The following is a 24,412-nucleotide window of genomic DNA, read 5'->3' as shown; positions in this document are numbered from 1 at the left end:
CGACCGCGAGGGCGCCCTCGCCCAGGCCCGTGCCGTCGACGAGAAGCGCGCCCGGGGGGAGAAGCTCGGCCCGCTGGCGGGCGTGCCCCTCGCGCTCAAGGACATCTTCACCACCGAGGGCATCCCGACCACCGTCGGTTCGAAGATGCTCGAGGGCTGGATCCCGCCGTACGACGCGACGCTCACCCGGCGCCTCAAGGCCGCCGACGTCGTCATCCTCGGCAAGACCAACATGGACGAGTTCGCCATGGGGTCGTCCACGGAGAACAGCGCCTACGGCCCGACCGGCAACCCCTGGGACCTCACCAGGATCCCGGGCGGCTCCGGCGGCGGTTCGTCCGCCGCGCTCGCCTCCTTCCAGGCCCCGCTCGCCATCGGCACCGACACCGGCGGCTCCATCCGCCAGCCGGCCGCCGTCACCGGCACCGTCGGCGTGAAGCCGACGTACGGCGCGGTGTCCCGCTACGGCATGGTGGCGTTCTCCTCCTCCCTCGACCAGGGCGGCCCCTGCGCCCGCACGGTCCTGGACGCGGCCCTGCTGCACGAGGTGATCGCCGGGCACGACCCGCTCGACTCCACCTCCATCGACGAGCCGGTCCCGCCGGTCGTCGAGGCCGCCCGCAACGGCTCGGTCGCGGGCCTGCGCGTCGGCGTCGTCAAGCAGTTCCGCGGCGAGGGCTACCAGGCCGGCGTCATCCAGCGGTTCGACGAGTCCGTCGAACTGCTCAAGGGGCTGGGCGCCGAGATCGTCGAGCTGGACTGCCCGTCCTTCGACCTCGCGCTGTCGGCCTACTACCTGATCGCGCCCTCGGAGTGCTCCTCCAACCTCGCCCGCTTCGACGGCCTGCGCTACGGCCTGCGGACCGGCGACGACGGTGCGCACTCCGCCGAGGAGGTCACCTCGCTGACCCGCGAGGCCGGCTTCGGCGACGAGGTCAAGCGCCGCATCATGCTCGGCACCTACGCGCTCAGCTCCGGCTACTACGACGCGTACTACGGCAGCGCCCAGAAGGTCCGCACACTGATCAAGCAGGACTTCGACAAGGCGTTCGAGCAGGTCGACGTGATCGTCTCCCCGACGACCCCGACCACCGCCTTCCCGATCGGCGAGCGCGCCGACGACCCGATGGCGATGTACCTCGCCGACCTGTGCACCATCCCGACCAACCTGGCGGGCAACGCCGCCATGTCGCTGCCCTGCGGCCTCGCGCCCGAGGACGGCCTGCCGGTCGGACTGCAGATCATCGCCCCGGTCATGAAGGACGACCGCCTCTACAAGGTGGGTGCCGCCGTCGAGGCCGCCTTCGTGGAAAAGTGGGGCCACCCGCTGCTCGAGGAGGCTCCGTCGCTGTGAGTGCACTGACCAAGGCCAAGGGCTTCAAGAAGTCCAAGTCCGGCACGTACCTGTCCATGGCCGCCACCGCGTTCGGCGCGATCGGCGTCGCCAAGCGCGTCAAGAAGGCCCGGCTGGAGAAGGACACCTTGGTCCTGATCGACGCCACCGTGTCCGCCGCCGCGATCGTCACCGGCCTCGCCATCCTCTACCGCGAGCTGAAGCGGCTGGGCGACGACGACGTCCTGCTGGGCTGAGAGGGAAGTTTCACCGTGACCACCACGACCGACCTGGTGTCGTACGAGGACGCGCTGGCGTCGTACGACCCCGTCATGGGCCTCGAGGTCCATGTCGAACTCGGCACCAAGACCAAGATGTTCTGCGGCTGCTCGACCACGCTCGGCGCCGACCCGAACACCCAGACCTGCCCGGTCTGCCTCGGCCTGCCCGGAGCGCTCCCGGTCGTCAACGCGACCGGCGTCGAGTCGGCGATCAAGATCGGTCTCGCGCTGAACTGCGAGATCGCCGAGTGGTGCCGCTTCGCTCGGAAGAACTACTTCTATCCGGACATGCCGAAGAACTTCCAGACCTCCCAGTACGACGAGCCGATCGCCTTCAACGGCTACCTCGACGTGCAGCTGGAGGACGGCGAGACCTTCCGCGTGGAGATCGAGCGCGCCCACATGGAGGAGGACACCGGCAAGTCGACGCACGTCGGCGGTGCCACCGGCCGCATCCACGGCGCGTCCCACTCCCTGCTCGACTACAACCGCGCCGGTATCCCGCTCATCGAGATCGTCACCAAGCCGATCACCGGCGCCGGTGAGCGCGCCCCCGAGGTCGCGCGGGCCTACGTCCGCGAGCTGCGCGAGCTCATCCGGGCGCTCGGCGTGTCCGAGGCCCGGATGGAGATGGGCCAGATGCGCTGCGACGTGAACCTGTCGCTGATGCCGAAGGGCGCCGACACGTTCGGCACGCGCTCCGAGACCAAGAACGTGAACTCGCTGCGGTCCGTGGAGCGCGCCGCCCGCTTCGAGATCCAGCGCCACGCGGCCGTCCTGAACGGCGGCGGCACGATCGTGCAGGAGACCCGGCACTTCCACGAGGACACGGGGTCCACGACCTCGGGCCGCGTGAAGGAGGAGGCCGAGGACTACCGGTACTTCCCGGAGCCGGACCTGGTCCCGGTCGCCCCGTCCCGCGAGTGGGTCGAGAAGCTGCGCGCGCAGCTGCCCGAGCTGCCGCTGGTGCGCCGCAACCGGCTCCGCGAGGAGTGGGGCGTGAGCGCCACCGACATGCAGGCGATCCTCAACGCCGGTGCGCTGGACCCGATCGTCGCCACGATCGACGCCGGTGCCGACGCGGCCTCCGCCCGCAAGTGGTGGATGGGCGAGCTGGCCCGCAGCGCCAACGAGTCGGGCAAGGCCCTGGACGAGCTGGCCATCACGCCCGGGCAGGTCGCCCGCGTCACCGAGCTGGTGGCCTCCGGCGACCTGAACGACAAGCTGGCCCGTCAGGTCATCGAGGGCGTCCTCGCGGGCGAGGGCACCCCGGACGAGGTCGTCGAGAAGCGCGGCCTGAAGGTCGTCTCGGACGAGGGCGCGCTCACCGCGGCCGTGGACGAGGCCATCGCCGGCAACCCGGGCGTCGCGGACAAGATCCGCGGCGGCAAGGTGGCCGCGGCCGGCGCGCTGGTCGGCGCGGTCATGAAGGCCACGCGCGGCCAGGCGGACGCGGCCCGCGTGAAGGAGCTGATCCTCGAGAAGCTGGGCGTCGGCGAGGGCTGATCCCCCTCGAGACCCCGGCACCGCACCAGGGGGACGCATCGGGTTCGATGCGTCCCCCTGTGCCGTCCCCCTGTGCCGTGCGGCCGAGTGCGCAGGCATCGACCGGGGCGCCGGAGCCGGCCGGAGCACCGGGGCCGGCCGGTGCGCCGGGATCAGGGGCGGCGGCCCACCACGCGGGCGAAGCCGAGCATGCGGCCCTCGTCCACGCGCAGCATCCGTGCGCTCTCCCGGCTCATCCGCACGTGGAAGTCGTCCGTGCTCTCCTCGGCGACGACGTCGCACCACAGCAGCCAGTCCCGCCAGCCGTCCGGCAACCAGTCGGCCGCCTCGACCTCCACCGCGGCGCTGCGGGTCCAGTGGCGTCGCCACCAGTCGGGGGTGTGGAAGCACCAGAAGGCGGGGTCCCAGAAGGGCTTCAGGTGCTCCGGCGGCTCGCTGCCCTCGATCTCCTCGCGCAGCGCCGGGACGACGACACCAATCCGCCCGCCGGGCTTCAGCAGCCGGGTCAGCGTCGGCAGGTACAGGTCGTCGGTGCCGAAGTACTGGTACGCGTCGACGGAGACGATCGCGTCGAAGCTCTCCTCGCCGAAGGGCAGGTCGTGCGCCTCGGCGAGGACCGGCAGCACCCGGTCGGCGACGCCCGCCTCGGCGATCCGGCGCGCGTTCTCGTCGGGCTCGACCCACAGATCGGCGGCGGTGACCCGGACGTCGTACTCCCTGGCCAGGAAGACGGACGTCATGGCGCGTCCACAGCCCAGGTCGAGCACGTGCGCGCCGGGACGCAGCGCGTCGAGTCCGAGCGCCGGCGCCAGCCACTCCAGCAGCCACAGCGCGTGCGGGCCCATCTGGTTCTCGATGGTCCAGCGGGCGTCGTAGGAACTGCTGCGCGGATAGCGGGGCAGGGTCAGACGGCTAGTGAGGTCGTCGTGCGGAGGGGGGTTGGATGTGATGTCCGACATCGGTGAACGGGCTCCTCGGGTCCGTGAGGGGGCAAGGGGTGGCGTCGCAACTCGGTCGGACCGTCATCAAAGCACCTGCTCCGGTCGGGCGGCGGCTGCCGCGGAACGTCGGACCGACGGACGGTAACAGGCGGCCGCACACCCCCGCACCAGGGTTTCCGCACGCGAAGCGCTACGCTCCCGCGCCATGGGTGGACGCGCTGATTCCGACACCTCCCCGGACACTCATGCCGAGGACACCGATGACGTCCGGGAGCCCCGGGACGCACAGGACACCGGCGACGGCCAGGGCGCCGAGGGCGCCGGGGGCATCGGGAACACAGGGGAGAGGCAGGAGCAGAAGACCGACGACGCCGACGACACCGACGCCGATGACACCGGCGACGACGTCAACGACGCCGACGACGAGGGGGACGCGCGACGGGCCCGGCGGGCCCGGTGGATCGCGGCCGGTACCGGGGCCGTGCTGACCCTGGCGGGGACGGCCGCGGCGCTGCTCCGCCTCACCGGCCCCGCACCGGCCCTCGTCCCGGTCGCCTACGCCTGCGGGGCCGCCGTCTGCGCCTTCGCCGCGCTCCTGGGCTCCCGGGGACGCACGCGCAGGGCGCTGTGGCTGCTGGTCGCGGGGGTCATGGTCATGGCGCTGGGGGACCAGTTCGACTGAACGGTCCCCCGGCGTTCCCGGTGCGGAGCCCGGTCCGGGTGAGAGGCGTCACGCTCGACCGCGGGAGCGGGGTGATCGTCGCATGAGCCTCTTCCCCGCACTGTGAATAAGCACACGAATGTGACAAACGATCATTATTGACTGCAAGAGTGACAGTGCATTGCTCGTGCGTTCTTTGCGGGTTGTCCGTTCCGCGTTCGGCTGTTCCCGGTCAAAGATCCACACGCCGTCACTCCGGGAGCACGTTCGTGACAGCCCTAGCACGCTGGTGTGTCCAACGCCGTCTGATCACCGTTCTGTTGTGGCTCCTCGCCCTGACCGGGACCGCCGTGGGCGCCGTCGCCGCGGGCTCCGCCTACTCGAACGACTACGAGGTCCCCGGGACCGAGTCCGGGCGCGCCACCGAGCTGCTGCGGGAGGGCTTCCCGGGACTCGGCGGCGACAGCGACACCGTGGTCTGGCACACCTCGTCCGGCACCGTCCGGGACGCCGGCGTCGAGCAGACCATGAGCCGCGCCCTGGACCGGATCGAGGGCCTGCCCGGCGTCGCCGCCGTGATCGGCCCGTACGACGAGGCGGGCGCGGGCCAGGTCAGCGAGGACGGCCGTACCGCGTACGCCACGGTCGCCTTCGAGGACCAGGCCAAGGACATCGACGCGGGCGAGGCCGCCGCCGTGGTGGAGACGGCCGAGGCCGCCGAGGCCGACGGGCTCCGCGTCGAGCTGGGCGGCAGCGCCGTCGAGGCCACCGGGTCCTCCGGCGGGCACTACGCCGAGGCCGTCGGCGTGCTGGTCGCCGCCGTCGTCCTCTTCCTCGCCTTCGGCTCGCTCGCCGCCTCGCTGCTGCCCATCGCCACCGCCCTGGTCGGCGTCGGCACCGCCTATGCCGGGATCGGGCTGCTCGGGCACGTCATGACCGTCGCCGACTTCGCGCCCATGCTCGGCCTGCTGATCGGGCTCGGCGTCGGCATCGACTACGCGCTGTTCATCGTCACCCGGCACCGGCGCGGACTGAAGCGCGGCCTCACCGTCACCGAGGCCGCCGGCAACGCCGTCGCCACCACCGGACGCGCGGTCGTGTTCGCGGGTGCCACCGTGTGCATCGCCCTGCTGGGCATGCTGATCCTCCGGCTGAACTTCCTCAACGGCGTCGCCGTCGCCGCCTCGCTCACCGTGGTGCTGACCGTCGCCGCCTCGGTGACCCTGCTGCCCGCCCTGCTGTCGTTCATCGGCATGCGCGCGCTCAGCCGCCGCGAGCGACGCCGGCTGGCCGAGTACGGGCCCGAGCCGGAGGTCCCGACCGGGTTCGCCGCCCGCTGGTCGGCGTTCGTGGAGCGCCACCCCAAGCTGCTCGGCGCGATCGCGGTGGTCGTCATGGCCGTCCTCGCGCTGCCCACCCTCTCCCTCCACCTGGGCACCTCCGACCAGGGCAACGACCCGAAGACCTCCACCACCCGCCAGGCCTACGACCTCATCGCCGAGGGTTTCGGCCCCGGTGCGAACGGCCCCCTCACCCTCGTCACCGAGGTCGACGGCGCCCAGGACCGGCTCGCGCTGGACAACCTCGGTACCGCCCTGCGCGAGACCGAGGGCGTCGCGTCGGCCTCCCCGGTGACCTACGGCGCGGGCGGCGACACCGCGTACCTCACCGTCGTGCCGGAGTCCTCCCCGCAGTCCCGGCAGACCAGCGACCTGGTCGACCGGCTGCGCGACGACGTGCTGCCCCGGGCCGAGGCGGGCACCTCGCTCGACGTGCAGGTCGGCGGTGTGACGGCCGGCTACGACGACTTCGCCGACGTCATCGTCGCCAAGCTGCCCCTCTTCGTCGGCGTCGTGATCGGCCTGGGCTGCCTGCTGCTCCTGCTCGCCTTCCGGTCCGTCGGCATCCCGCTGAAGGCCGCCGTGATGAACGTGGCCGCCGTCGCCGCCGCCTTCGGTGTCGTCGTGGCGATCTTCCAGTGGGGCTGGGGCAGCGAACTGCTGGGTCTCGGCCGGGCGGGCCCCATAGAGCCCTTCCTGCCGGTGATCATGGTCTCGGTCCTCTTCGGGCTCTCCATGGACTACCAGGTCTTCCTGGTGAGCCGGATGTACGAGGAGTGGCTGGAGACCGGCGACAACCGGCGCGCCGTCCGCGTCGGCCTCGCGGAGACCGGCCGGGTGATCAACTCCGCGGCCGTGATCATGATCTCGGTCTTCCTGGCCTTCGTCCTCAGCGGCGACCGTGTGATCGCCATGTTCGGCATCGCGCTGGCCGTGGCCGTCGCCCTCGACGCCTTCGTGCTGCGCACCCTGCTCGTCCCCGCCCTGATGCACCTGCTCGGCGGCGCCAACTGGTGGCTGCCGCGCTCGCTGGACCGGATCCTGCCGCGGATCAGCATCGAGCCGCCCGAGAGCCGCGTCGCCCATGAGAGGCTGGCCGCCGCCACGGACGCCGAGATGGCGGACGTGCTCACCACGGAGGGGCGGCAGCGGGATGTACGCGATACGACTGGGTGACGACGGAGCCGAACTGCGCCCCCTGGAGCCCTGGCACGCCGAGGAGTTCCTCGCCCACCTGGACCGCGGCCGGGAGTTCATCAACCGGTACGTCCCCTTCGGCTCCCGGGCCACGGACGTGACCGGGGCCCGGGAGGTGCTCCAGCGGTACGCCGACTGGCGCGCGGCCGACACGGCCTCGCTGCACGGACTGTGGCTGGACGGCACGCTGGTGGGCGGGGTGCTCACCCTGAACTTCGACGCGGCGAACGGCACCTGCGAGGTCGGCTGCTGGCTGGAGCCCGCCGCCACCGGTCGCGGGCTCGTCACGCGCGCGATGCGGGTGCTCGTCGACTGGGCGGTCGAGCGGCGCGGCATCCACCGGGTCGAGTGGGTCGCCGCCGCCGGCAACCTGCCGAGCACCGCCGTCGCCCGCCGGCTCGGCATGACCCGGGACGGGGTGCGGCGGGAGGCGCACCTCCACCACGGTGTACGGCACGACCTGGAGGTGTGGTCCGTCCTGGCCCCCGAGTGGCGTGCGGCGCGGGCCGCTGCCGGCGGTCGGTGACCGGGCGCCCGCCACGAGCCGGACCGACGCGTCCCCGAGGGCCTTAGGGCATCCGGTGAGGTGCTTACGGCTCCGCCCCGGGCCCTCCCCGCACGTCTAAGGCCCTCGGGGCCGCCGAAGATGCGGAACTCTTCCGATGCGACCGGGCCGCCCGGCGGACGAAGGTGGAGGCGTCGCGGAAAGCGACGTCCGACACCGACTCCTCCAAGGGGTACCGCCATGTTCGCGCACCAGCTCCGGCAGTTCCGCCACGACGACCTCGTCCACCGGGCCGAGCAGGAGCGGCAGGCCCGTGAGGCCGTCCGCCTCCGCCGCGCCGCCCGCCGCGAGGCCGCCGCACGGGGCACCGGGCCCGAGAGCCATACCCGCCGCCACCGCCGCGACCGGTTCCTGCGAGCCGCGTGAGCCCGGACGCGGGGGACGGCGGCCGCACCGGGCCCGGCCGCCGTCCCCCGGAGGCCGGCGCCCCCGCGCCCGTCGGGCGCGCACACCGCCCGCCGACGCCCGTCCCCGCGGGAACCGGTGCCGGACGGAAAACCGGTGCCCGGGCGGCGGAGCCGCATGCGATGCTCGGGGTCGTGGAGACCAGGTCCGTCAGTCCCGTGTTCGTCGGTCGCACCACGGAGTTCGACACCCTGAACGACGCGCTCGCCCGGGCGGCCGAGGACCCGGGCGAGCCGCAGGCGCTGCTGGTCGGCGGCGAGGCCGGCGTCGGCAAGACCCGCCTCCTCGAGGAGTTCGCCGCGGCGGCCCGCCGGCGGGGCGCGGTCGTCGCGCTCGGCGGCTGTGTCGAGATCGGCGCCGACGGACTGCCCTTCGCCCCCTTCTCCACCGCCCTGCGCCAACTGCGCCGCGCACTGCCCGCCCAGCTCGCCGCCGCTGCCGCCGGACAGGAGGAGGAACTCGCCCGCCTGCTGCCCGAACTCGGCACCGCGGCCGCCCGCGAGGCCCGCCGGGACGAACAGGACATGGCCCGCCTCTTCGAGCTCACCGCCCGCCTGCTGGAACGCGTCGCCACCGAGCACACCGTCGTCCTCGCCCTGGAGGACCTGCACTGGGCCGACGCCTCCACCCGCCACCTGCTCGCCTACCTCTTCCGCACCCTGCGCACCGGCCGCCTCGTCGTCCTCGCCACCTACCGCTCCGACGACATCCACCGCCGGCACCCCCTGCGCCCGCTCCTCGCCGAACTCGACCGGCTGCGCACCGTCCGGCGCATCGAACTCGGCCGCTTCAACCGCGAGGAGGTCGGTCGGCAGATCGCCGGCATCCTCGACCGGGAACCCGACCCCGACCACGTCGACCGGATCTTCGAGCGCTCCGACGGCAACGCCTTCTTCGTCGAGGAACTCGCCGTCGCGGCCCACGAGGGGTGCCGCACCGGCCTCACCGACTCGCTGCGCGACCTGCTCCTGGTCCGGGTCGAACAGTTGCCGGAGAGCGCCCAGCAGGTCGCCCGGCTCGTCGCCGAGGGCGGCTCCACCGTGGAGTACCGGCTGCTCGCCGCCGTCGCCCGGCTCGCCGAGGACGACCTCATCGAGGCCCTGCGCGCCGGTGTGAACGCCGGCATCCTCAGCCCCGCGCCCGATCGCGACGGCTACCGCTTCCGCCACTCCCTGGTCCGCGAGGCCGTCGGCGACGACCTGCTGCCCGGCGAACGCTCCCGCATCAACCGGCGCTACGCCGAGGCCCTGGAGGCCGACCCGGGCCTCGTCCCCACCGACGAGCGCGTGACCCGGCTGGCCAGCTACTGGTACCACGCCCACGACGCCGCCAAGGCCCTCCCCGCCGTGCTCGACGCCTCCGTCGAAGCCCGCCGGCGCCACGCCTACGCCGAGCAGCTGCGGCTGCTGGAACGCGCGATGGAACTGTGGGACGCCGTCCCCGACGACATCCGCGCCGCCCTGCGCCCCGCCGACTACACCGAGGTCTACCCCCCACCCCCACTGCCCGAAGGGCACGGGGACACCCCCGGCGGCCGCGACCCCGAGACGGCCCCGCTGCGCTATCTCGACCTGATGGCCGAGGCCGCCGTCGCCGGCCGGCTCTGCGGGGAACGCGAACGCGCCATGAAGATCACCAAGCGGGCGCTGTGCCTCCTGGAGGAGGACCCCGACCCCCTGCGCGCCGCCTGGTTCTGGGAGCAGCGCTCGCGGCTGACCCAGTCCCTCGCCCGCGGCGACGGCTGGGCGGAACTCGCCACCGCGCAGGACCTGGTGCGCGGCCTGCCGCCCTCGGAGGTGCACGCCGCGGTGCTCGCCTCCGCCGCCGCCTGGTCGATGCTGCACCGACCGGGCCCGGAGGCCATGGCCGCCGCCGAACGCGCCGTCGAGTACGCGCGCATGGTCGGCGCCCACGACATCGAACTCCACGCACGCCTCACCCTCGGCGGACTCATGGTGGACGCCGGTGACCTCGAGGCCGGCTTCGCCGAGATGTACCGGGTCAAGGACCGGGGGATGGAACTCGGCGTGGACATGGTGGTGGGCCGCAGTCATGTGAACCTCCCCTCCGTCCTCGAAGGCGTCGGCCGCTCCCAGGAGGCGGCCGAACTCCTCCGCGAGGGCATCCGGATCACCCGCAGGCTCGGGCTGCTGGACTTCGAGGGCTGGGTGTGGGGCAACCTCGCCGAATCCCTCCACTCCCTCGGCCGCTGGGACGAGGCGGCCGAGGCGGCGGCCAACGCGCAGCGTCTGGAGCAGAGCGCCAAGCCGCGCGTCGGGGGATCGGTGCGCCTGGCGCACCTCGCCCACGACCGGGGGGACCTGGCCGAGGCGGCCCGCCGCCTCGCCGAGGCCCGGACCTTCTTCGGCACGCACGACCCGATGCCGCAGTACACCCTTCCGATGGTCTGCGTCGCCCTCCGCAGCGCCGCCGCCGAGGGCCGCCTGCCCGACGCCCGGGCCGAGCTGCTCACCGCCCTCGACGCCGGCCTCCCGCCCGGCACCCAGCGCTACGGCTGGCCGCTGCTGCTCGCCGCCGCGACCGCCGAGGCCGACGCCCACGGCGACCCGGCCACCGAACCCGACCGCCCGCAGATCCTCGAACGCCTCCGCAAGGAGGCCAGGACCCTGACGACCGGTGCCCCCGTGTGGCAGGCGTACGACCTCTGGCTGCGGGCCGAGCTGCTGCGGGCGGAGGGCGTGTCCGCGCCGGGGGAGTGGAGCACCGCCGTCGCCGCCGTGGAACCACTCGGGCGGCCCTACGACCTGGCACGCGTCCGGTTCCGGCTCGCCGAGGCGCTGCTCGCCTCCGGCGCGGGCGACGACGAGCGCGCCCGCGCCACGGAACTGCTCCGGCTGTCCAAGGCCGTCGCCGATCACCTCGGTGCCGCTCCGCTGGCCCGGTCCGTCGGACTGCTGGCCCAGCGCGCCCGCCTCGTCCTGAGCCCGGCCGCCCGGGGGTCGGCCCGGGCCGCTCCCGCCGGTCCGGCCGACGCCCTCGGACTCACCAGCCGGGAGCACGACGTCCTGCGTCTGGTGGCCGCCGGTCACACTAACCGCCGTATCGCCGAGGAACTGTTCATCTCCCCGAAGACGGCCAGCGTCCACGTCTCCCACATCCTCGCCAAGCTGGGCGTCTCCGGCCGTGGCGAGGCGGCGGCGGTGGCCCACCGGCTGGGCCTGTTCCCGGCCCCGGCCGGGAACAGGCAGGTGGCGGGATAATGGCCGGGTCACCCCCGCGGCCCTGGAAAGGGGAGCGATGTTCAACGCCTTCGAGGAACTGTTCGCTCCCGGACGCAAGCACACCCGCGACGAACAGAACCGGCTGGAACTGACCCGCGAGGACGTCGGCGACGCCGACCCCGGACGCGGACCGATAGACCTCGCCTCCGGGAAGGTGGTCGTGCGCCCGTCGGAGCCGGATGAACCGGATGAACCTGATGAGCCGGACGAGAAGAGCGAGAAGGGCGAGGAGGACGAGGAGGACGAGGAGGAGACGGCCGGGGACTGAGGTCCCGCGGCCCGACTCAGCTCACCCGCAGCTCCAGGATCCGGTCGTCGCCGTCCTTCGGGTCGCTGCGGCCGTCCGTGTTGCTGGTGACCAGCCACAGCTTGTCGCCGCCCGCCGGGGCCACCGTGCGCAGTCGGCCGTACTCGCCCTCCAGGAAGGCCTGCGGATCCGCCGATGCCTCGGTGCCCTTCAGGGGTATGCGCCACAGACGCTGGCCGCGCAGGCCCGCCATCCAGATCGAGCCCTCGGCGTGGGCGATGCCGCTGGGCGAGGCCTCGTCCGTGCTCCACTGGCCGATCGGGTTGTGGAAGCCGCTCTCGTCGGTCTTGCCCTCCGCCTCGGGCCAGCCGTAGTTGTCACCCGGCGCGATCGCGTTCAGCTCGTCCCAGGTGTTCTGGCCGAACTCCGAGGCGAACAGCCGCTGTTCGCGGTCCCAGGCCAGGCCCTGCACATTGCGGTGGCCGTACGAGTACACCGGGGAGTCGGGGAACGGGTTGCCCGGAGCGGGCTCGCCCTCCGGGGTCAGCCGCAGGATCTTGCCGCCCAGGGAGTCCTTGTCCTGGGACAGTCCCGTGTCACCGCTCTCGCCCGTACCCACGTACAGCATCCGGTCCGGGCCGAAGGCGATCCGGCCGCCGTTGTGGATCACCCCCTTGGGGATGCCCCGGAAGACCGTGTCGGGCGCGCCCAACTGCTCGCCGGCGGGCTTCCGCTCGTCGTACAGCATGCGGACGACGCGGTTGTCGGAGGCCGAGGTGAAGTAGGCGTAGATCATGCGGTCCGAGGCGTACGCGGGGGAGAGCGCGATGCCGAGGAGGCCGCCCTCGCCGGCCGGGGACACCCCCGGCACCTCGCCCAGCTCCGTCTTCTTGCCGGTCTTCCCGTCGACCCGGGTGATCGTCGCCTCGTCCCGGGAGGACACCAGCAGGTCGCCGTCGGCCAGGGGGGCCAGGCCCCAGGGGGTGCTCAGGCCCGTGGCGACCGTGCGGACCACCTTCACCGAGCCCTTGGCGGGGGGTGTCTCCCCGGCGGTCCGCTCCGGCGACGGCGGCGCCGTCGTACCGCTCGGGGAGGCGCTGTCGTCCTTCCCCGGCGATCCTCCGTCGTTGGCGGAGCAGCCTGCCGTGAGCAGGAGCGCGGCGGCGGCCAGCAGGGCCGTCACGGCTCGACGTTGCACGATCGTGTCCCTTCGACGCGGCGGGTCTCTCCCTTGTCATACACCGCTCGCGCCCTCCAGGTTCCCGATCACGCACACTCCAACCGCGGCCCGCGGCCCGGCGCCGCCGTCCGCCCCGGTCCGGCCGCGCCCGCCGGCCCGCGGTTCAGTCCCAGGATCCCCGCGCCGCGGGCAGTTCCGCGATCTCCGCGTGGTCCCGCTCCGTCAGGCGCAGCTCCGCCGCCGCCGCGTTCTCCGCGACCCACCGCTCCCGCTTGGCGCCCGGGACCGGGACCACGTGGCGGCCCCGGGCCAGCACCCAGGCCAGGGCCACCTGGGCCGGGGTGACGTGCTCGCCGTGCCGGCGGGCGACGCGGCGCAGGCCGGCCACGATCGGCTGGTTCGCGGCCATCATCTCGGCCGTGAAGCGGGGGTGGCGGGCCCGCAGGTCGTCCGGTTCGAAGCCCACGCCGGGGGTGAGCGTCCCGGTCAGGAAGCCGTTGCCCAGGGGCATCGCGGCCAGGAAGCCGACGCCCCGCGCCTCGCACCACGGCAGCAGCGTCTCCAGCGCCTCCGGCGACCACACCGACAGCTCGGCCTGCACCGCGCTCACCGGGAAGACCTGCTGCACCCGCTCCAACTGCCGGATCGTCGTGTCGTGCAGCCGCGCCCCCGGCCGCCGGGCCGAGCGCGCCCCGACCGCGCACAGCCCCAGCGCCCTCACCTTCCCGGCCCGTACGAGGTCCGCCATCGCACCCCAGGTCTCCTCGATCGGGACCTCGGGGTCGGCGCGGTGCAACTGGTAGAGGTCGATGACGTCGGTCTGGAGCCGGCGCAGTGACGCGTCGCAGGCCCTCCTCACGTATCCGGGGCGGCCGTTGGCCACGACGTGCTGGTCGCCCACCAGCAGGCCGACCTTCGTGGACACGAAGGCGTCGGAACGCCGCTCCCTCAACACCCGCCCGAGCAGCAGCTCGTTGGTGAACGGGCCGTACATGTCGGCGGTGTCGAGGAGCGTCGAGCCCAGGTCCAGCGCCCGGTGCACCGCCCTGAGCGACTCCTCGCCGCGCTGCCGGGACGTGCTGTAGGCCCAGCTCATCGGCATGCATCCGAGTCCGACGGCCCCCACCGCGAGCGCCGTCGCGCCGATCGTCCTGCGCTCCACCTGGTCGTGACCCTCCCTCTCCCGGCCCCCCAACCTAACCTCTGCGGTCGCGGGCCCCTGAACTAGCCTCCGGACCATGACTGCTGATGTGTGGCTCCCCATCCCGCCGGACGAGATCGAGGGCCTTCCCGAAGGGCCGGACTACCGCTTCTGGGACGGCGGCGAGGACTTCCCCGCCGACCCGGCCGACTGCGTCTTCTACGCCGTGCCCTACATGAAGCCCGGCGGTGTCGGCGTGCGGCCGATGCCGCTGATGCGCTCCGTGCGGGTCGTGCAGACCCTGTCGGCCGGCACCGACCACGTGGAGCCGGGGCTGAAGCACCTGCCCGCCGGGGTACGGCTGTGCAACGCGCGGGGGGTGCACGAGGCCAGCACCGCCGAGCTCGCGCTCGCGCTGATCCTCGCCTCCCTGCGCGGCATCCCCGATTTCGTGCGGGCGCAGGACAAGGGGGAGTGGCGCGGTGGGTTCCGGCCGGCGCTCGCCGACAAGAACGTGCTCATCGTGGGGTACGGCTCGATCGGCGCGGCGATCGAGGACCGGCTCGTTCCCTTCGAGGTCGCGCGGGTGGCGCGCGTCGCGCGCTCCGCGCGCGCCACGGAGCGCGGCCCGGTGCATCCGCTCACCGACCTGCCCTCCCTGCTTCCCGGGGCGGACGTCGTCGTCCTCTCCACCCCGCTGACCGGGTCCACCCGCCACCTCGTGGACGCGGACTTCCTGGCCCGCATGAAGGACGGCGCCCTGCTGGTGAACGTGGCCCGGGGTGCCGTCGTCGACACCAAGGCCCTGCTCACCGAGGTGGAGAGCGGCCGCGTCACCGCGGCCCTCGACGTGACGGATCCCGAACCGCTGCCGGCCGGGCATCCCCTGTGGCGGGCGCCGGGCGTCCTCATCAGCCCGCACGTCGGCGGACCCACCTCCGCCTTCCTGCCGCGCGCCAAGCGGTTGCTGGTGGACCAGTTGCGCCGTTTCCTGAACCAGGAGGAGCTCGGCAACGTGATCCTGGTGACGGGAGCGGAATCCTCGTGATCCGCTTCGAGTACCGCCCGCTACTTCCCGGGCGCGGTGGGTACTCGTACGACAGGTGATCGTTACGGAGCGTAGAGAACCTATGTCCCTGAGTGACGATACTGGTGTATCGTCCCGACAGGGGCCGCGCCGCTGACCTACGGCGCCGGGGACGGACAGTGCGGATGGACTGAGGGGGGCGACGGGCGATGCACGGCCTGGTGACGAGCGATCCGACGCGGCGGAGCCGCCGACGGCGACCCTGGCGCGCGACCGTGCGCGGCCGCGGTCACCGCGGCGGCCATCATCTCCGGCACGGTGACCGCCCCTGCGGTCCCGTCCCCCGGCACCGCGGGCCTGCCGACCGCAGGAGGCACGCCCACCCGGTGCAGCAGGGGACCAGGGACCCCGGCGTGGCGCGGATCGGGAGGTACCGGTGAGCGCGCCCCCCTCCACGTCCACGCTCGACGGGGCGGTGCTGCCGCAGCCCGCCCGGGAGACGCTGCCGCCCCGGCCGTCGGCCGCCGATCGCCGGCCCGGTCCGCTCGCGCAGCTCGTCCTGGCCCTCGTCTGCGGGTCCTACGCCGTCGGTGCCGCGTTCGGCTGGGGCTCGGAGCGGCTCGCGCTCGTCATGGGCGACTTCGGGCTGAGCGCCGCGGCCGGTGTCGCCGCCGTCTCCTGCTTCGTCTACGCCCGCAGTCCGCGCACCCGGTTTCGACCCGCCTGGCTGCTGTTCGGCCTCTCCTCGACCATGGCCTCCCTGGGAAACCTGCTCTGGGGGTGGTACGAGGTGGTCCTCGGGATCCCGGTGCCCAGCCCCAGCTACGCCGACCTGTTCTTCCTGTGCTTCGCGCCGCCCGCCATCGTGGGCCTGCTGGTACTCGCCAAACGGCCCGTGACCAGGGCCGGCTGGGTCTGTCTCGCCCTGGACGCCTGGCTGATCGGCGGCTCCCTGCTCACCCTGGCGTGGAGCCTCGCGCTCGCCCAGGCCGCGCGGGCCGAGAGCCCGGACGTCGCGCACACCGCGCTGTCGCTGGCCTACCCGCTGCTCGACATCGCCCTGGTCAGCATGGTGCTGGCGCTGCACTTCCGGCGTTCGGCGGTGAACCGCTCCGCGGTCAACACCGCGATCGGCGCGCTGGCGCTGACCGTGATGTGCGACGCCCTGTTCACCTCGCCGCTGGTGCACAGCAGTTACCGCTCGGGACAACTGCTCGACGCGGGCTGGTTCGCCGGTTCGCTGCTCCTGGCGTACGCCCCCTGGACCGCGCCCCGCGACGGCCGGTCCGACGGCGAGGGGCGCACGCGTGTGGTCCGCGAACACGTGCCCGGACGGCCCGGCGGCCCGGACCTCGACCGGCCGCCCGTGCCCGGCGGTGAGCAGGACCGGTATCCGGCCACCCGCCCCATCGCCGGTTCCCTGGCCGCCCTCACGCCGTACCTCGCCGCGGCCGTGTGCACCCTGGGCATCCTCTACAACGTGCTCAACGGCCGCAGCGTCGACCGCGTCGTCCTGTTCACCGGGAGCACGGTGGTGCTCGCGCTCGTCGTGCGCCAGGCCATCATGCTGCTCGACAACATCACCCTCACCCAGGAACTGGCGCAGCAGGAGAACCACTTCCGCTCCCTGGTGCAGGGCTCCAGCGACGTCATCATGATCGCCGCGCCCAGCGGCATCCTCCGCTACGTCTCCCCGGCCGCCGCCGGGGTGTACGGCCGGCCCGCGGAGGAACTGGTCGGCACGGAACTGGCCGGTCTCATCCACCCGGAGGACCTGGGCTGCGTCGTGCACGAAGTGCGCCGCTTCCTCGCCGCCGACCCGGTCGCCGAACCCACCACGCGCATCGAGTGCCGGTTCCGCTCCGGCGACGACGGCTGGCTCAACGTCGAGTCGACCGTCAACCGGCACCACGGCGGCCTCATCTTCAACAGCCGCGACGTCACCGAACGCGTGCGGCTGCAGGCGCAGCTCCAGCACAACGCGGAGCACGACCCGCTCACCGACCTGCCCAACCGCGCCCTGTTCACCCGGCGCGTCCAGCAGGCGCTGTCCGGCCGCCGCGCCTCCGACCGCGGGGCCGCCCTGAGGGGCACGGCCGTGCTCTTCATCGACCTCGACGGCTTCAAGGGCGTCAACGACACGATCGGGCACCAGGCCGGGGACGAACTGCTCGTCCAGGCCGCCCGCAGACTCCAGGAGGCGGTCCGCAAGGGCGACACCGCCTCCCGGCTGGGCGGCGACGAGTTCGCGGCCCTGATCGTCGGGGACGGCGTCCGCGACCGGGACGCCCGGGAGCGCCACATCCTGGAACTGGCCGACCGCCTCAGGGCGACCCTGTCCCAGCCCTACCTGATCGACGGCAACGATGTCCGCGTCAACGCCTCCATCGGCGTCGCCTTCGCCGAACCCGGCCTCGGCGCGGGCGAGCTGCTGCGCAACGCCGACCTCGCCATGTACCGGGCCAAGGCCGCCGGGAAGGGCCGCGTGGAGCTGTACCGGCCGCAGATGCAGCAGGACGTCGTCCGCAGGGCGGAGCTGGCCACCCGGCTGCGCGCGGCGCTGCACGACGGCGAGTTCTCGCTGCTGCACCAGCCGGTGGTGTGCCTGGAGGACGGCCGGATCACCTCGGTCTGCGCACAGGCCCGCTGGCGCTCCTCCCAAGGGGTGCTCTTCACCCCCGCGGAGTTCCTGCGGGTGGCCGAGGACAGCGAGAAGACCGCCGAGCTCGGCCGGTGGGTGCTGGAGGAGGCCGTCGAGCAGGCCGCCGAACGGCACGCGACCGGTCTGTCGGTGCCCGTGGTCGTCCGGCTCGGTGCGCGCCGGCTGCTGGACCGGTCGCTGCCGCTCGGCTCGATCGAGGGGCTGCTCACCCGGCACGGGCTGCCGCCCGGTTCACTGGTCCTCGAACTGGCCGACGCCGACCCCCGGGTCGGGCTGGAGGAGCTGGAGCGCCGCCTGGCCGCGCTCAGGCGGGTCGGCGTCCGGATCGCCCTCGACGGCTTCGGCAGCGGCTGCGCGGCGATCACGGCCCTCAGAAGGCTGCCCGTCGACGTGCTGAAACTCGACCGCGGTCTGGTCGACGGCGTGGTGGAGTCCGCCCGGCTGCACAAGATCACCAGTGGGCTGCTGCGCATCGCCTCCGACCTCGGGCTGCAGTCCGTGGCCGACGGAGTGGACCTGCCCGAGCAGGTGGTGGCCCTGCGCGCGATGGGCTGTACGCACGGCCAGGGGATGGCCTTCTCCGGCCCGCTGGACGAGTACCGGCTGCGCCGGGCGCTGGGCACCTGGCGGTACCCGGTGCCGCACGGACCGGCCGAACGCGTGTTCGTCGGCGGAGGTGCCGGGGTGTACTCCGCGGGGATGACCGCCGTCTTCGGAGGTGGCACGGCTCTCCGCTCACATGATGAGACTCCCGTCCCACCCACTTGACAGTGAGGGTGTGCCGGGAGGAGGGTCAGTTCCATGCGCACCCGAATTCTCGTACTTGGACAGCGCGTCGGCTGACGCTGAGCCTCGACCGCTCAGCGACCACCACCCGGCGCGCTCCCCTCGCTTGCCTTATGGCACGAGGGGTTTTTTGTTGCACAGGCACCTGCCGAGCAGCACGCGTAACCCGCACGAACCTCGCAAAAAACCCTCAGCATCGAGAAGAGAATGCCGATGACCGAGCAGGCCACCGGGGCCCATCACCCGCAGCCGCGGCCCCGATCCGGAGGACAGACCGCCCCCGTCGAGCACGTCACGGGTGCGCAGTCCCTCATCCGCTCTCTCGAGGAGGTCGGCGCCGACACGGTATTCGGCATTCCCGGCGGTGCGATCCTTCCCGCGTACGACCCGCTGATGGACTCCACCCGGGTGCGCCACGTCCTGGTGCGGCACGAGCAGGGCGCCGGTCACGCGGCCACGGGGTACGCACAGGCCACCGGCAAGGTGGGCGTCTGCATGGCGACCTCCGGCCCCGGCGCCACCAACCTGGTCACCCCGATCGCCGACGCGCACATGGACTCCGTGCCGCTGGTCGCGATCACCGGCCAGGTCGCCTCCAGGGCGATCGGCACGGACGCCTTCCAGGAGGCGGACATCGTCGGCATCACGATGCCGATCACCAAGCACAACTTCCTCGTCACCAAGGCCGAGGACATCCCGCGGGTGATCGCGCAGGCGTTCCACATCGCCTCCACCGGCCGCCCCGGTCCGGTGCTGGTCGACATCGCCAAGGACGCCCTCCAGGCGAAGACCACCTTCTCCTGGCCGCCCACCATGGACCTGCCCGGCTACCGGCCCGTCACCAAGCCGCACGCCAAGCAGATCCGCGAGGCCGCCAAGCTGATCACCGCCGCCAGGCGGCCCGTCCTCTACGTCGGCGGCGGTGTCATCAAGGCCGGCGCCACCGCCGAGCTGAAGGTCCTCGCGGAACTCACCGGAGCGCCCGTCACCACCACCCTGATGGCGCTCGGCGCATTCCCCGACAGCCACCCGCTGCACGTGGGGATGCCGGGCATGCACGGTGCGGTCACCGCCGTCACCGCGCTGCAGAAGGCCGACCTGATCGTCGCCCTCGGAGCCCGCTTCGACGACCGCGTCACCGGCAAGCTGGACAGCTTCGCCCCGTACGCCAAGGTCGTCCACGCCGACATCGACCCGGCCGAGATCGGCAAGAACCGCGCCACCGACGTGCCGATCGTCGGTGACGCCCGCGAGGTCATCGCCGACCTCGTCCAGGCCGTCCAGAAGGAGCACGCCGAGGGCAACCGCGGCGACTACACCTCCTGGTGGAACGACCTCAACCGCTGGCGCGAGACCTACCCCCTCGGCTACGACCTGCCCGAGGACGGATCGCTCTCCCCGCAGCAGGTGATCGAGCGCATCGGCCGGCTCGCACCCGAGGACACGATCTTCGCGGCGGGCGTCGGCCAGCACCAGATGTGGGCCGCGCACTTCATCGAGTACGACAAGCCCTCCACCTGGCTGAACTCCGGCGGCGCCGGAACCATGGGCTACGCGGTCCCGGCCGCCATGGGCGCCAAGGCCGGCGCACCCGAGCGCACCGTCTGGGCGATCGACGGCGACGGCTGCTTCCAGATGACCAACCAGGAGCTCACCACCTGCGCCCTGAACAACATCCCGATCAAGGTCGCCGTCATCAACAACGGCGCCCTCGGGATGGTCCGCCAGTGGCAGACCCTCTTCTACAACCAGCGGTACTCCAACACCGTGCTGCACTCGGGCCCCGACGACGTCAACCCGGAGGCCAGGGGTACCCGGGTCCCCGACTTCGTGAAGCTGGCGGAGGCCATGGGCGCCCACGCGATCCGCTGCGAGGACCCGGCCGACCTCGACAAGGTCATCGAGGAGGCGAACTCCATCAACGACCGTCCGGTCGTCGTGGACTTCATCGTCCACGAGGACGCGATGGTGTGGCCGATGGTCGCCGCCGGCACCTCCAACGACGAGATCATGGCCGCCCGGGACGTCCGTCCCGACTTCGGCGACAACGAGGACGACTGAGAGCCGCAGGCAAAGGAACAGGTAAAGGAAGCAGCCCCATGTCCAAGCACACGCTCTCCGTCCTGGTGGAGAACACCCCCGGCATCCTGGCCCGGATCGCGGCCCTGTTCTCCCGCCGCGGCTTCAACATCGACTCGCTCGCCGTCGGCGTCACCGAGCACCCGGACATCTCCCGCATCACCATCGTGGTGAGCGTGGAGGAGTTCCCGCTGGAGCAGGTCACCAAGCAGCTCAACAAGCTCGTCAACGTGCTGAAGATCGTCGAGCTCGAACCCGGGCAGGCGGTCCAGCGCGAACTCGTTCTGGTGAAGGTGCGCGCCGACAACGAGACGCGCTCCCAGATCGTCGAGATCGTCCAGTTGTTCCGCGCCAAGACCGTGGACGTCTCCCCGGAGGCGGTCACCATCGAGGCCACCGGCAGCAGCGACAAGCTGTCCGCCATGCTCAGGATGCTGGAACCCTTCGGCATCAAGGAGCTCGTCCAGTCCGGCACGATCGCGATCGGACGCGGTGCCCGTTCGATCACCGACCGATCGCTGCGTGCTCTGGACCGGTCGGCCTGAGCCGGGAGACGGGCGGCCGGCCCGCATCCGGCCGCCCGTATTCCGAGACCCCGAACCTTCCCCTCCCCTCACCGTCATACGGTGGGACGCAACACCCGCACTAAGGAGAGAACCCAAAGTGGCCGAGCTGTTCTACGACGCCGACGCCGACCTGTCCATCATCCAGGGCCGCAAGGTCGCGGTCATCGGTTACGGCAGCCAGGGCCACGCCCACGCCCTGTCGCTGCGCGACTCCGGCGTCGACGTGCGCGTCGGTCTGCACGAGGGCTCCAAGTCCAAGGCCAAGGCCGAGGAGCAGGGCCTGCGCGTGGTGACCCCGTCCGAGGCCGCCGCCGAGGCCGACGTCATCATGATCCTGGTCCCGGACCCGATCCAGGCCAAGGTCTACGAGGAGCACATCGCCCCGAACCTGAAGGACGGCGACGCCCTGTTCTTCGGCCACGGCTTCAACATCCGCTTCGGCTTCATCAAGGCCCCGGCCGGCGTGGACGTCTGCATGGTCGCCCCGAAGGGCCCGGGCCACCTGGTGCGCCGCCAGTACGAGGAGGGTCGCGGCGTCCCCTGCATCGCGGCCGTCGAGCAGGACGCCTCCGGCAACGCCTTCGCGCTCGCCCTGTCCTACGCCAAGGGCATCGGCGGCACCCGCGCCGGCGTCATCAAGACGACCTTCACCGAGGAGACCGAGACCGACCTGTTCGGCGAGCAGGCCGTCCTCTGCGGCGGTACGGCCGCGCTGGTCAAGGCGGGCTTCGAGACCCTGACCGAGGCCGGCTACCAGCCGGAGATCGCCTACTTCGAGTGCCTGCACGAGCTGAAGCTGATCGTGGACCTCATGTACGAGGGCGGCCTGGAGAAGATGCGCTGGTCGATCTCCGAGACCGCCGAGTGGGGCGACTACGTCACCGGCCCGCGCATCATCACCGACGCCACCAAGGCCGAGATGAAGAAGGTCCTCGCCGAGATCCAGGACGGCTCCTTCGCGCAGCAGTGGATGGACGAGTACCACGGCGGCCTGAAGAAGTACAACGAGTACAAGCAGCAGGACTCCGAGCACCTGCTGGAGACCACCGGCAAGGAGCTGCGCAAGCTCATGAGCTGGGTCGACGAGGAGGCGTAAGCCTCACCGCCGGGGTCGGAGCGGCATGCTCCGGCCCCTTCGGCGAACCCGGGGTAACGTCGTATGTGCGGCGTTGTCCATCCCGTCCAGCCACGGACGGGTGATCCTTCCGAAGCGGCGTAAGACGACGCCCTCGGCGCCACTACACTGCTGCACTACATACGCGTCAGGCCCACAGCGTCGTGCGTCTTCCACGCGGCCACTACTCCCTCCACCGCCTGCGGCCGTCGGGACGGCCGTCCGCATTGGACATGTGAGGACTCACGTGAGCTCGAAACCCGTCGTACTCATCGCCGAAGAGCTGTCGCCCGCCACCGTGGACGCCCTGGGGCCGGACTTCGAGATCCGCCACTGCAACGGAGCGGACCGCGCCGAGCTGCTGCCGGCCATCGCCGACGTGGACGCGATCCTGGTCCGCTCCGCCACCAAGGTCGACGCCGAGGCGATCGCCGCGGCGAACCGGCTCAAGGTCGTCGCCCGCGCCGGCGTCGGCCTCGACAACGTCGACGTCTCCGCCGCCACCAAGGCCGGCGTGATGGTCGTCAACGCCCCGACCTCGAACATCGTGACCGCCGCCGAACTCGCCTGCGGTCTGATCGTCGCCACCGCGCGGAACATCCCGCAGGCCAACGCCGCGCTGAAGAACGGCGAGTGGAAGCGGAGCAAGTACACGGGCGTCGAACTCGCCGAGAAGACCCTCGGCGTCGTGGGCCTGGGGCGGATCGGCGCCCTCGTCGCGCAGCGCATGTCCGCCTTCGGCATGAAGATCGTCGCCTACGACCCCTACGTGCAGCCCGCGCGGGCCGCGCAGATGGGCGTGAAGGTGCTGTCGCTGGACGAGCTGCTCGAGGTCTCCGACTTCATCACCGTCCACCTGCCCAAGACCCCCGAGACGCTGGGCCTGATCGGCGACGAGGCGCTGCGCAAGGTCAAGCCGGGCGTGCGCGTCATCAACGCCGCGCGCGGCGGCATCGTCGACGAGGAGGCGCTCTACTCGGCCCTCAAGGAGGGCCGGGTCGCGGGCGCGGGCCTGGACGTGTACGCCAAGGAGCCGTGCACGGACTCCCCGCTGTTCGAGTTCGACCAGGTGGTCTGCACCCCGCACCTCGGCGCCTCCACCGACGAGGCCCAGGAGAAGGCCGGCATCGCCGTCGCCCGCTCGGTGCGCCTCGCGCTCGCCGGTGAGCTGGTCCCGGACGCGGTGAACGTCCAGGGCGGGGTCATCGCCGAGGACGTCAAGCCGGGCCTGCCGCTCGCCGAGCGCCTCGGCCGGATCTTCACCGCGCTCGCCGGTGAGGTCGCGGTCCGTCTCGACGTCGAGGTGTACGGCGAGATCACCCAGCACGACGTGAAGGTGCTGGAGCTGTCCGCGCTCAAGGGAGTCTTCGAGGACGTCGTCGACGAGACGGTGTCCTACGTCAACGCGCCGCTGTTCGCCCAGGAGCGGGGCGTCGAGGTGCGGCTGACCACCAGCTCCGAGTCGGCCGACCACCGCAACGTGGTGACCGTGCGCGGCACCCTCGCCGACGGCGAGGAGATCTCGGTCTCCGGCACGCTGGCCGGTCCCAAGCACGTCCAGAAGATCGTCGCGGTCGGCGACTACGACGTGGACCTCGCGCTCGCCGACCACATGGTGGTCCTGCGCTACGAGGACCGTCCGGGTGTCGTCGGCACCGTGGGCCGCATCCTCGGCGAGGCGGGCATCAACATCGCCGGCATGCAGGTCGCCCGCGCCGCGGTCGGCGGGGAGGCGCTCGCCGTGCTGACGGTGGACGACACGGTGTCCGCCGCGGTGCTGGGCGAGCTCGCCGCGGAGATCGGGGCGACCTCGGCCCGGTCGGTGAACCTGGTCTGAGACGACGGGCCCGGACGGGCCTCGTCCTCAAGAACCGGAGGGGCTGAGCCGATCAGCCCCTCCGGTGCTTTCCGCGCACGCCTCCTCCCGCGTCCGTACCCCCCGCAGGGCCGTCCCCGCCAGTACCGCGGCGCCCGCCAGCACCACCGCCCCGGCGACCGCCGCCGCGTTCATCCCGCTGGTGAACGCCTCCCTGGCCGCCGTCGCCAGGGCGTCCCCCGCCCCCTCCGGGAGCCGCTGCGCGACGGCCAGCGCGCCGCCCAGCGTCTCGCGGGCCGCGGCCGGGGCGGAGTCCGGCATCC

The 24,412-nt window shown here is 72.4% G+C and carries 18 protein-coding genes and 1 pseudogene; 15 read left to right on the top strand and 4 right to left on the bottom strand.

Annotated elements, in window-relative coordinates:
- The 3 genes from gatA to gatB all read left to right on the top strand — a co-directional run.
- Nucleotides 1-1,354 (top strand): Asp-tRNA(Asn)/Glu-tRNA(Gln) amidotransferase subunit GatA (gene gatA, locus B7L92_RS18330; RefSeq protein ID WP_081238643.1); only part of this gene is annotated, 1,354 nt, incomplete at its 5' end.
- A complete protein-coding gene (locus B7L92_RS18325; protein ID WP_004983148.1) occupies nt 1,351-1,590 on the top strand; it encodes a hypothetical protein in 240 nt (79 codons plus the stop codon). The genes gatA and B7L92_RS18325, both read left to right, overlap by 4 nt.
- A gap of 15 nt (nt 1,591-1,605) precedes the next feature.
- Nucleotides 1,606-3,120 carry an Asp-tRNA(Asn)/Glu-tRNA(Gln) amidotransferase subunit GatB gene (gene gatB / locus B7L92_RS18320; RefSeq protein WP_081238642.1) on the top strand — a complete coding sequence of 505 codons (1,515 nt, stop codon included), beginning with the start codon at nt 1,606-1,608 and terminating at the stop codon, nt 3,118-3,120.
- A gap of 152 nt (nt 3,121-3,272) precedes the next feature.
- Here the strand turns inward: gatB and B7L92_RS18315 are convergent, their stop codons facing one another.
- Nucleotides 3,273-4,079: an SAM-dependent methyltransferase gene (locus B7L92_RS18315; RefSeq protein WP_081238641.1), complete on the bottom strand. Its 807-nt coding sequence runs from the start codon at nt 4,077-4,079 to the stop codon at nt 3,273-3,275.
- A 187-nt stretch (nt 4,080-4,266) separates the two neighbouring features.
- On the opposite strand from B7L92_RS18315, the gene B7L92_RS18310 reads away from it, so the two are divergent.
- From B7L92_RS18310 to B7L92_RS18285, 6 genes are all read left to right on the top strand, one after another.
- A complete protein-coding gene (locus tag B7L92_RS18310) occupies nt 4,267-4,743 on the top strand; it encodes a YoaK family protein (RefSeq protein ID WP_081238640.1) in 477 nt (158 codons plus the stop codon).
- 248 nt (nt 4,744-4,991) lie between these two features.
- A complete protein-coding gene (locus B7L92_RS18305; RefSeq protein WP_081238639.1) occupies nt 4,992-7,238 on the top strand; it encodes an MMPL family transporter in 2,247 nt (748 codons plus the stop codon).
- A complete protein-coding gene (locus B7L92_RS18300) occupies nt 7,216-7,785 on the top strand; it encodes a GNAT family N-acetyltransferase (RefSeq protein ID WP_081238638.1) in 570 nt (189 codons plus the stop codon). The genes B7L92_RS18305 and B7L92_RS18300 overlap by 23 nt, the downstream gene beginning before the upstream one ends.
- Before the next feature lie 219 nt (nt 7,786-8,004).
- A complete protein-coding gene (locus B7L92_RS18295; protein ID WP_081238637.1) occupies nt 8,005-8,190 on the top strand; it encodes a hypothetical protein in 186 nt (61 codons plus the stop codon).
- 161 nt (nt 8,191-8,351) lie between these two features.
- Nucleotides 8,352-11,450: a helix-turn-helix transcriptional regulator gene (locus tag B7L92_RS18290; protein ID WP_081238636.1), complete on the top strand. Its 3,099-nt coding sequence runs from the start codon at nt 8,352-8,354 to the stop codon at nt 11,448-11,450.
- Between the two features lie 37 nt (nt 11,451-11,487).
- Nucleotides 11,488-11,739 carry a DUF6191 domain-containing protein gene (locus B7L92_RS18285; RefSeq protein WP_081238635.1) on the top strand — a complete coding sequence of 84 codons (252 nt, stop codon included), beginning with the start codon at nt 11,488-11,490 and terminating at the stop codon, nt 11,737-11,739.
- Nucleotides 11,740-11,755: 16 nt separating this feature from the next.
- Here B7L92_RS18285 and B7L92_RS18280 read toward each other — a convergent pair whose 3' ends face one another.
- Both B7L92_RS18280 and B7L92_RS18275 read right to left on the bottom strand, forming a co-directional pair.
- Nucleotides 11,756-12,901, bottom strand: a complete 1,146-nt coding sequence (locus B7L92_RS18280; RefSeq protein ID WP_081238634.1) for a PQQ-dependent sugar dehydrogenase — start codon at nt 12,899-12,901, stop codon at nt 11,756-11,758.
- Between the two features lie 160 nt (nt 12,902-13,061).
- Nucleotides 13,062-14,060 (bottom strand): aldo/keto reductase, encoded by a 999-nt coding sequence (locus B7L92_RS18275; protein ID WP_081238633.1) that lies wholly within the window; start codon nt 14,058-14,060, stop codon nt 13,062-13,064.
- Between the two features lie 76 nt (nt 14,061-14,136).
- On the opposite strand from B7L92_RS18275, the gene B7L92_RS18270 reads away from it, so the two are divergent.
- The 6 genes from B7L92_RS18270 (at nt 14,137) to serA (ending at nt 24,110) form a co-directional block, all read left to right on the top strand.
- Nucleotides 14,137-15,087: a 2-hydroxyacid dehydrogenase gene (locus tag B7L92_RS18270; RefSeq protein ID WP_107501525.1), complete on the top strand. Its 951-nt coding sequence runs from the start codon at nt 14,137-14,139 to the stop codon at nt 15,085-15,087.
- 415 nt (nt 15,088-15,502) lie between these two features.
- Nucleotides 15,503-18,496 carry a putative bifunctional diguanylate cyclase/phosphodiesterase gene (locus B7L92_RS18265; protein ID WP_081238631.1) on the top strand — a complete coding sequence of 998 codons (2,994 nt, stop codon included), beginning with the start codon at nt 15,503-15,505 and terminating at the stop codon, nt 18,494-18,496.
- Between the two features lie 231 nt (nt 18,497-18,727).
- The gene (locus tag B7L92_RS18260) at nt 18,728-20,575 is read left to right on the top strand and encodes an acetolactate synthase large subunit (protein ID WP_107501526.1); all 1,848 of its coding nucleotides are present in this window, start codon (nt 18,728-18,730) and stop codon (nt 20,573-20,575) included.
- A gap of 38 nt (nt 20,576-20,613) precedes the next feature.
- Nucleotides 20,614-21,138, top strand: coding sequence for an acetolactate synthase small subunit (ilvN, locus tag B7L92_RS18255; RefSeq protein ID WP_004983099.1), 525 nt, complete (start codon nt 20,614-20,616; stop codon nt 21,136-21,138).
- Between the two features lie 118 nt (nt 21,139-21,256).
- Nucleotides 21,257-22,255: a ketol-acid reductoisomerase gene (gene ilvC / locus B7L92_RS18250; protein WP_004983098.1), complete on the top strand. Its 999-nt coding sequence runs from the start codon at nt 21,257-21,259 to the stop codon at nt 22,253-22,255.
- 265 nt (nt 22,256-22,520) lie between these two features.
- The gene (gene serA, locus B7L92_RS18245) at nt 22,521-24,110 is read left to right on the top strand and encodes a phosphoglycerate dehydrogenase (protein ID WP_081238629.1); all 1,590 of its coding nucleotides are present in this window, start codon (nt 22,521-22,523) and stop codon (nt 24,108-24,110) included.
- A 27-nt stretch (nt 24,111-24,137) separates the two neighbouring features.
- Here the strand turns inward: serA and B7L92_RS18240 are convergent.
- Nucleotides 24,138-24,412 (bottom strand): annotated as a pseudogene (locus B7L92_RS18240) (MFS transporter); the annotation flags it as partial.

Source organism: Streptomyces viridosporus (genome assembly GCF_002078235.1).
Classification (GTDB): domain Bacteria; phylum Actinomycetota; class Actinomycetes; order Streptomycetales; family Streptomycetaceae; genus Streptomyces; species Streptomyces viridosporus.
This window is presented reverse-complemented; position numbering and strand designations above follow the sequence as displayed.

Bases quoted from the DNA above. Each gene is read 5' to 3' on its own strand.
- B7L92_RS18315 (WP_081238641.1), bottom strand. From the start codon at position 4,079: ATGTCGGACATCACATCCAACCCCCCTCCGCACGACGACCTCACTAGC.
- B7L92_RS18310 (WP_081238640.1), top strand. From the start codon at position 4,267: ATGGGTGGACGCGCTGATTCCGACACCTCCCCGGACACTCATGCCGAG.
- B7L92_RS18300 (WP_081238638.1), top strand. From the start codon at position 7,216: ATGTACGCGATACGACTGGGTGACGACGGAGCCGAACTGCGCCCCCTG.
- B7L92_RS18295 (WP_081238637.1), top strand. From the start codon at position 8,005: ATGTTCGCGCACCAGCTCCGGCAGTTCCGCCACGACGACCTCGTCCAC.
- B7L92_RS18290 (WP_081238636.1), top strand. From the start codon at position 8,352: ATGCTCGGGGTCGTGGAGACCAGGTCCGTCAGTCCCGTGTTCGTCGGT.
- B7L92_RS18285 (WP_081238635.1), top strand. From the start codon at position 11,488: ATGTTCAACGCCTTCGAGGAACTGTTCGCTCCCGGACGCAAGCACACC.
- B7L92_RS18270 (WP_107501525.1), top strand. From the start codon at position 14,137: ATGACTGCTGATGTGTGGCTCCCCATCCCGCCGGACGAGATCGAGGGC.
- B7L92_RS18260 (WP_107501526.1), top strand. From the start codon at position 18,728: ATGACCGAGCAGGCCACCGGGGCCCATCACCCGCAGCCGCGGCCCCGA.
- ilvN (WP_004983099.1), top strand. From the start codon at position 20,614: ATGTCCAAGCACACGCTCTCCGTCCTGGTGGAGAACACCCCCGGCATC.